The sequence below is a fragment of the Roseateles sp. GW821-FHT09G09 genome, assembly GCF_059415965.1.
Map to the genome: position 1 here is coordinate 649,645 of NZ_JBWKOG010000003.1, position 6,616 is coordinate 656,260.

Below are 6,616 nucleotides of genomic sequence, written 5' to 3' on the forward strand. Positions count from 1 at the left end.
GTTGTTCTAGGTGTTGGAGGAGAGGCGCGGCCGTCGGGCGTCACTTCACCGCGCCGACGGTCAGGCCCGAGATGAGCTGCCGCGAGCACAGGACGAAGAGCACGATCAACGGCAGCGTCGCGATGGCGGATCCGGCCATCAGCGCGCCCCATTCGGTGTCCACCGGGCTCTGCAGCGATCGCAGCGCCAGCGGCAGCGTGTACATGTCGGGCGAGCGCATGACGACCAGCGGCCCGATGAAGTTGTTCCAGGAGGAGATGAAGGTGATCAGCCCCAGCGTGCCCAGCGCCGGCTTGAGCAGCGGCAGCACGATGCGGGCGTAGATGCCCAGCTCCCCGCAGCCGTCCATGCGGGCGGCCTCGACCAGCTCGCGCGGGACCGCGGAGCCGATGAACTGGCGCATCAGGAAGATGCCGAAGGCGCTGGCCGCGCCGGGGATGTAGAGCGCGCGCGGCTGGTCGATCCAGCCGAGCAGGTCCATGATCATGAAGCTGGGGATCATGTTCATGAAGCTGGGCAGCAGCATCGTGCCCATGACCAGGCCGAACAGCGCCTTCTTGAAGCGGAACTCGTACATCGCGAAGGCGTAGCCGCCCATCGAGCAGAACAGCAGCGTCAGGCCGGTGTTGCAGATGCCGACGTACAGGCTCAGGCCCAGGTTGCGCCAGAAGGGCAGGCGCTTGGTGAGGATGTCGACGTTGGCGAGGAAGTCGTCGCCGAACCACATCGGCGGCGGCAGGCTGAAGATCTCGGTGCGCGAGTGCGTCGCGAAGACGAACATGAAATAGAACGGCGCCAGCATGATCAGCGCGCCGGCGCCGACCAGCAGGTAGGCGGCCCAGGCGGTCATCCGCGTCGGCTGCGCGGCATGGGGCGAAGCCTGCGGCGAGGCGGCGTCGAGGGGGGCGTGCATCGTGGTGCTCATGGCGTTCTCCGGTCGGCCCCTCAGTCGTCCTTGCGCCGGAACGCACGGTTGGTGAGCCACGTCAACGCGGCAACGATGAAGAACAGCAGCCAGGACATCGCGCTGGCGGCGCCGAAGTCGTTGAAGTCGAACGCGTTGCGGTACAGGTAGACGGCGGCGCTCATGCCGGCCTGGTCGGAGCCGCCCTTGCCGCCGGTGAGGATGAAGGGTTCCTCGAACAGCTGCAGCCCGCCGATGACGCTCAGCGTCACGCCGAAGAAGATCATCGGCCGCAGGCTGGGCAGCGTGATGTGGAAGAACTGCTGCAGGCGGCTGGCGCCGTCCATGGTCGCGGCCTCGTAGAGGTCGGGCGGGATGGTCTGCAGCGCGGCCAGGTAGAGCACGACGTTGAAGCCCACATAGCGCCAGAACACGATCATCGAGATGGCGGGCTTGAGCGCGTCGGGATCGTTGAGCCAGTCCACGGCGGCCTGCGGTACGAGGTGGCCGAGCAGCGGGATCTCGCGCAGCGTGGCGATGGCGAGGTTGATCAGGCCGTAGTCGGTCGAGAACAGCGAGCTGAACAGGATCGCGATCGCGACCGACGAGGTGATGTAGGGCAGGAAGTAGGCCCCGACCATCGGGTTGCGCCAGCGCTTGAAGGCGATGTGCAGGAAGGTGGCGAGCGGGATGGCGACCAGATGCTGCGGCACGCCCGAGGCGACCGCGAGCCAGCCGGTGTTGCGCAGCGACTTCCAGAACCACTCGTCCTGGAGCGCGAAGGCGAAGTTGTCCAGGCCGACCCAGTGCATCGCGCCCAGGCCGCTGGTGGGCTCCCAGCTGTGGAAGGCCAGGTAGAGCGAGAACAGCAGCGGGAACAGCCCGAACACCACGAACAGCAGCAGGAAGGGCGCCAGCAGCGCGTACGGCGCGTAGCGGGGCGAGAGGCGCAGGGCTTGGGGAAGACGGAAGCTCATCGAAGGGGTCCCGGGTCAGCGGTGCGCGCGCAGCAGCAGCAGACGCTGCGCGTCGGCCAGGGCGGTGGGGATGTCCTTGCCGCGGTCGAGCACCTTGTCGAGTTCGGTGTCGATCACTTCCTTGGCGAAGTTGTCCTGCTTGTGCACGGGGAAGGCGCGGATGTGGTCGGCGGCCTCGCGCCAGTCGCGGCGGGCCTGCTGGCCGCCGAGGAAGGGCAGCGGCAGGTCGTAGAAGGGATCGGTCTGCGCGGCTATCAGCGCGGGGAAGGCGTCCTGCGCCTTGAAGGCCGCGAGCTGCTGCGTGCGGTTCATCGTCATGAAGCGGATAAACTCGTAGGCCATCGGCTTGCGCGAGGCGTCGCCATGGCGGGCGATGGCGAAGAAGGTGCCGCCGTAGGCCGCGAATGCGCCTTCGGGGAGCTGCGCCGAGCGCCACTTGCCGCGGGTGCTGGGCGCGAGCCAGGTGTTCAGATGACCGGCCAGCCAGGCGCCCGACATCTGCGTGGCGATGCCGCCGCGCTTGAAGCCCTCGGACCAGTCGGAGGACCAGGCGATGACCTTCGCGTCGAGCTGCTGGCGGCGCACGGCGCGGGCGAGCTCGAAGGCGCGGACGAAGCGCGGCGTGTTCACCAGCGGGCGGGAGTCCTTGTCGAAGAACAGGCCCTCGCCGGGCTCGAGGCCGGTGCGGATGAGAATGTCCTTCATGTCGCGGGCATGGGCCATCAGGTAGGCGCCGGTCGCGGCCTTGATCTTCACGCCGGCGGCGACGTAGCCCTCCCAACTGCCGGTCAGGTCGGATTCCTTGAGCCCCGCCTGGGCCAGCAGGTCGGTGCGGTAGAGCAGGGCGCCCGGGCCGATGTCGGTCGGGACGGCGAGCACCGCGCCCTTGGGCGTGGTCGCCTGGTCGAAGGCGTAGGCGACGAAGCGCGACTTGTCGGCGCTCAGGTTGTAGGGCGGGCCGGACAGGTCCTCGAGCCCGGTGCCCTGCGCGAAGCGGCCGAGATAACCGATCTCCAGCGCCATCACGTCGGGCAGGCCCTTGGCGGTCGACAGCGCCGTCGTCATCGCGGTGTGGTGGTCGTTGAGCTCGCGGCTCACGATCTTCACCTCGACGTCGGGATGCAGCGCCTTCCAGGCGGGCAGCGCGCTGCGGACGATCTCGTCGATGGCGGGGAAGGCGGCGACGGTCAGCGTGGTGGTGACTGCCGTGGGAGCCGTCGAGGGAGCCACGGAAGGAGCGGTTGCAGAAGCGGAGGTTTGCGCGGCAACGCCTGACCCTGCCTGGGCCACGCCCAAGGTCAATGCCATCGCCCACAGGCATCGTGCCCACTGCCGCATGCTGTCTGTCTCCGCTGTCGTTCTGTTTATGAAAGCGCTTTCATGATATCGAACCGGACAGCGTGACCGTACCAGGGTTATCGCTAGGGAGGCTGCTGGCCCTCACCCCAAACATCTTCCGCAAGCAGGAGAGGGGGTAAGAAGGACCGCGGTCGGACTCCCTCTCCCGCTTGCGGGAGAGGGCGGGGGTGAGGGCCAGCGGAGGTGGCAGTACCCAGGCTCGATCAGAGCGAGCGTGTCGACGACCGGATGATCAGCCGCGGCTCAGGCAACTGAGCGGTGGGATTCTTGTTGCCCAGCAGATCCAGCAGCGCCTGCGCGGCACAACGGCCCAGCTCGAGCCCCGCCTGGTGGATCGTGGTCAGCGGCGGGATGCAATGCGCCGCGCCAGCCAGATCGTCGAAGCCGACGATGGAGACGTCCTCGGGCACGCGCAGCCCGCGGCGGTACAGCGCCAGCGACGCACCGAACGCCATCTGGTCGTTCGCCGAGAAGATCGCGGTGAAGGGCTCGCGGCTGTCGATCAATCGCTCGACGGCCATCACGCCGCTGTCTTCCTGGAACATGCCCGGCAGCACCAGCGCCGGCTTGTACTTCACGCCGGCCGCTTCCAGCGCGGCGCGATAGCCCTTCAAGCGCTCCTGCGCATCGGGGTGGACCGGATCGCCGGCGATGAAGGCGATCTTGCGATGACCCAGCGTCAGCAGGTGATGCGTCGCCAGGCGTGCGCCTTCGAAATCGTTGAAGTTCAGCGCGTACAGGCTGGGCGCCTTCAGCGTACGGCCGGTGACGACGACCGGCAGTTCCTTCGCCAGCTTGCGCAGCGACTCGTCGCTGAGCCGGCCGGTGAGCACGATGATCCCGTCGACGCGGCGTGCGCGCAGCGTGTCGATGCAGCGCTGCTCTTCCTTCGCATTCCAGTGGCCGCTGGCGAAGAGGGGGACATAGCCCGCGGCGTCGAGCACTTCCTCGATGCCGCGCAGCGCGACGCCGTAGTAGGGACTGTCGATCGACTGCGTCACCACGCCCACGCTGAGCGAGCGTCCGCCTGCGAGCACGCGCGCGATCGGATTCGGGACGAAGCCGAGGTCCGCGATCGCGCGGTCGACGGCGTCCTTCTTTTCCTGGCTGACGACGGCGGTGCCGTTGAGGATGCGCGAGACGGTGCTCGGCGAGACCCCGCTGACTTCGGCCACCATGCCCAGCGTCACCTTCGAGGGCGGCGTGCGGGCGGACTTGGTGCTCTTCATGAAGGGGATCGCGTTGTCGTTGCGCGGGGAGTGTAAGGGACGGTTGCGGGGCGGGGACGGGGGACGAATGTGGGCCGGGCGCTGCACGTTGATGCCGGTGGATCGTGACCTTAACGGAATGCCAACGAATTCAAAGGCATTCAGGCGCCTATCGCACGTCGGTGCGCAGCTGCAGTGCAAACCCGAACCAATTCGCAAAAGCCTCGAACCTAGCATCGACGCGCCATCGCGGAAGTGCGTCGACGACACGGCGTCGGGCTTCACGCGATAGGCAGCCAAAGACAAGAAAAGGACGGCTCGCACCCCGCCCCGGGGTCGCGGATCGGGAGGACCCATGAAGATTCGTTTCGGCCTGCAGGCCGTCGCGGCGTTGTGCGCCGCTGTCTTGACGTCCGTGCCCGCGCGGGCGATGGACGCCGACTACCTCAAGCAGTTGGTGCCGGTCGCGCAGAACAGCATCAAGCCCTATGGCGAGGACATGTTCGGCGACAAGGTGAGCCTGTATGACGGCAGCCTGGCGTTCGAGCAGACGGACCTGGACCTCAAGGGCAACAACGAGCTGCCGGTGCGCCTGACGCGAGGTCTCGCCGTGGGGCGTCGCACGACCACCTATGCCTACGATTTCCCGCTCGGCCAATGGGAATGGAAGACGCCGCGCATCGGCGGCTCGTTCAGCCAGACGGCCGGATGGACAGGAATATCCACCACCGGCGTGCGCAGCGAGTCGATGCGCTGCGGCGGGTTCTGGCGAGCCGGCGACGTCACTGTCGGCGGCCAGGTCGCCTTCGACAACGACTATTGGCACGGCACCTACCTGGACGTTCCCGGAGCGGGCAAGCAGGAGCTGCTCAAGCGCAGCGCGGACTACGCAGGCGCGCCCACCACGGGCGGCCCTTATCCCATCGTCACCAAGCAGCAGTGGCAGGTCGGATGTCTCGCCTCCATCAAGAACGGCAGCGGCCAAGGCTTCTACGCGGTCTCCACCTCGGGCGTGCGTTACGACTTCGACTGGATGGCCGTGCGCGAGGTCGACCCCATCAAGATCGGCAAGAACGTGTTCCGGCGTCAGGACATGTACCTGATGGCCACGAAGGTCACCGACCGCTTCGGCAACTGGGTCACGTACACGTATGACCCGGCGGACCCGGAGAAGCTGACGGCCATCCAGTCGAGCGACGGCCGCTCCATCACGGTCACCAATTCGGGCGGCCACGCGGTGTCGGCCACCGACGGCACGCGCACCTACACCTACGGCTACACCGGTCGAGGCCTCACCTCGGTCACGCTGCCCGACGGCACGCAGTGGGGATATCAGCTCGGCGGCCTGCTGCCGTCCGACAACCTCGGGCTGCATACCTCGCCGGACACGGCGTGCCCCGACGGTTCGAACTACATGCGGGCGGACGTCTTCACCGGCAGCATCACGCATCCCTCCGGGGCGACGGCGACGTACACGATGAAGTACTTCCTGCTCGCCTACGCGGACATGCAGGCGTTCTGCAACATCTCCGACGGCGTGGCGCGCTACGACGTGATGCCCTCGCGCGCGGTCATCGGACTGAGCAACAAGGTCATCACCGGCGCCGGACTGACGACGCAGGCCTGGACCTACGACTACCTCACCGCAGGCAGCTGGCCCTGCGCGAGCGGCTGCAGCAACACCGACATCACCAACCCGGACGGCACGCGCACGCGTCAGGTCTTCGGCAACCGGTACGAGAACGACCAGGGCTTGCTGCTGTATGTCGTCAACGGCTGGGACGGCGGCACGTCAGGCAAACAGGTCATCGCCTACACCTACCAGAAGGGCGGCGCCGGCCAGCCCTTCCCCGAGTCCTTCGGCATCAGCTACGCGCAGTTCGCCGACTGGAACGGACCGCTCAACAAGCCCACCAAAACGACGGTCATCACGCGCGACGGCGCGACGTTCTCGAACCAGGTCGATGCCTTCGACGCGAATGCGCGCCCGGTGTCGCTGACCCGCACCGGCCCGGGCGGCACGCGCTCCGAAGCCACGACCTATTACGACAACACGGCGCTCTGGGTGCTGGGCCAGGTCGCCGAGGTCACCTCCGGCGGCTACTCCGTCCAGTCCACCGACTTCGACTCGCTGGCGCGGCCCACGACGAGCCGCGCCTTCGGCATCG

5 protein-coding genes are annotated in these 6,616 nt (G+C 67.4%); 1 reads left to right on the forward strand and 4 read right to left on the reverse strand.

The window, feature by feature from the left end; all coding sequences use genetic code 11:
- Positions 1-40: 40 nt before the first annotated feature.
- The 4 genes from AC07O8_RS11405 to AC07O8_RS11420 form a co-directional block, all read right to left on the reverse strand.
- Positions 41-925 carry a carbohydrate ABC transporter permease gene (locus AC07O8_RS11405; protein ID WP_495048113.1) on the reverse strand — a complete coding sequence of 295 codons (885 nt, stop codon included), beginning with the start codon at positions 923-925 and terminating at the stop codon, positions 41-43.
- A gap of 20 nt (positions 926-945) precedes the next feature.
- Entirely contained in the window at positions 946-1,881 is a 936-nt protein-coding gene (locus AC07O8_RS11410; protein WP_495048114.1) for a carbohydrate ABC transporter permease, read from the reverse strand.
- Between the two features lie 15 nt (positions 1,882-1,896).
- The gene (locus AC07O8_RS11415) at positions 1,897-3,111 is read right to left on the reverse strand and encodes an extracellular solute-binding protein (RefSeq protein WP_495048115.1); all 1,215 of its coding nucleotides are present in this window, start codon (positions 3,109-3,111) and stop codon (positions 1,897-1,899) included.
- A gap of 332 nt (positions 3,112-3,443) precedes the next feature.
- Positions 3,444-4,469: a LacI family DNA-binding transcriptional regulator gene (locus tag AC07O8_RS11420; protein WP_495048116.1), complete on the reverse strand. Its 1,026-nt coding sequence runs from the start codon at positions 4,467-4,469 to the stop codon at positions 3,444-3,446.
- Between the two features lie 334 nt (positions 4,470-4,803).
- Here AC07O8_RS11420 and AC07O8_RS11425 point away from each other — a divergent pair.
- Positions 4,804-6,616, forward strand: a 1,813-nt coding sequence (locus tag AC07O8_RS11425; RefSeq protein ID WP_495048117.1) for a hypothetical protein, incomplete at its 3' end; no start/stop codon positions are given.

Bases quoted from the DNA above. Each gene is read 5' to 3' on its own strand.
- AC07O8_RS11410 (WP_495048114.1), bottom strand. From the start codon at position 1,881: ATGAGCTTCCGTCTTCCCCAAGCCCTGCGCCTCTCGCCCCGCTACGCG.
- AC07O8_RS11420 (WP_495048116.1), bottom strand. From the start codon at position 4,469: ATGAAGAGCACCAAGTCCGCCCGCACGCCGCCCTCGAAGGTGACGCTG.
- AC07O8_RS11405 (WP_495048113.1), bottom strand. From the start codon at position 925: ATGAGCACCACGATGCACGCCCCCCTCGACGCCGCCTCGCCGCAGGCT.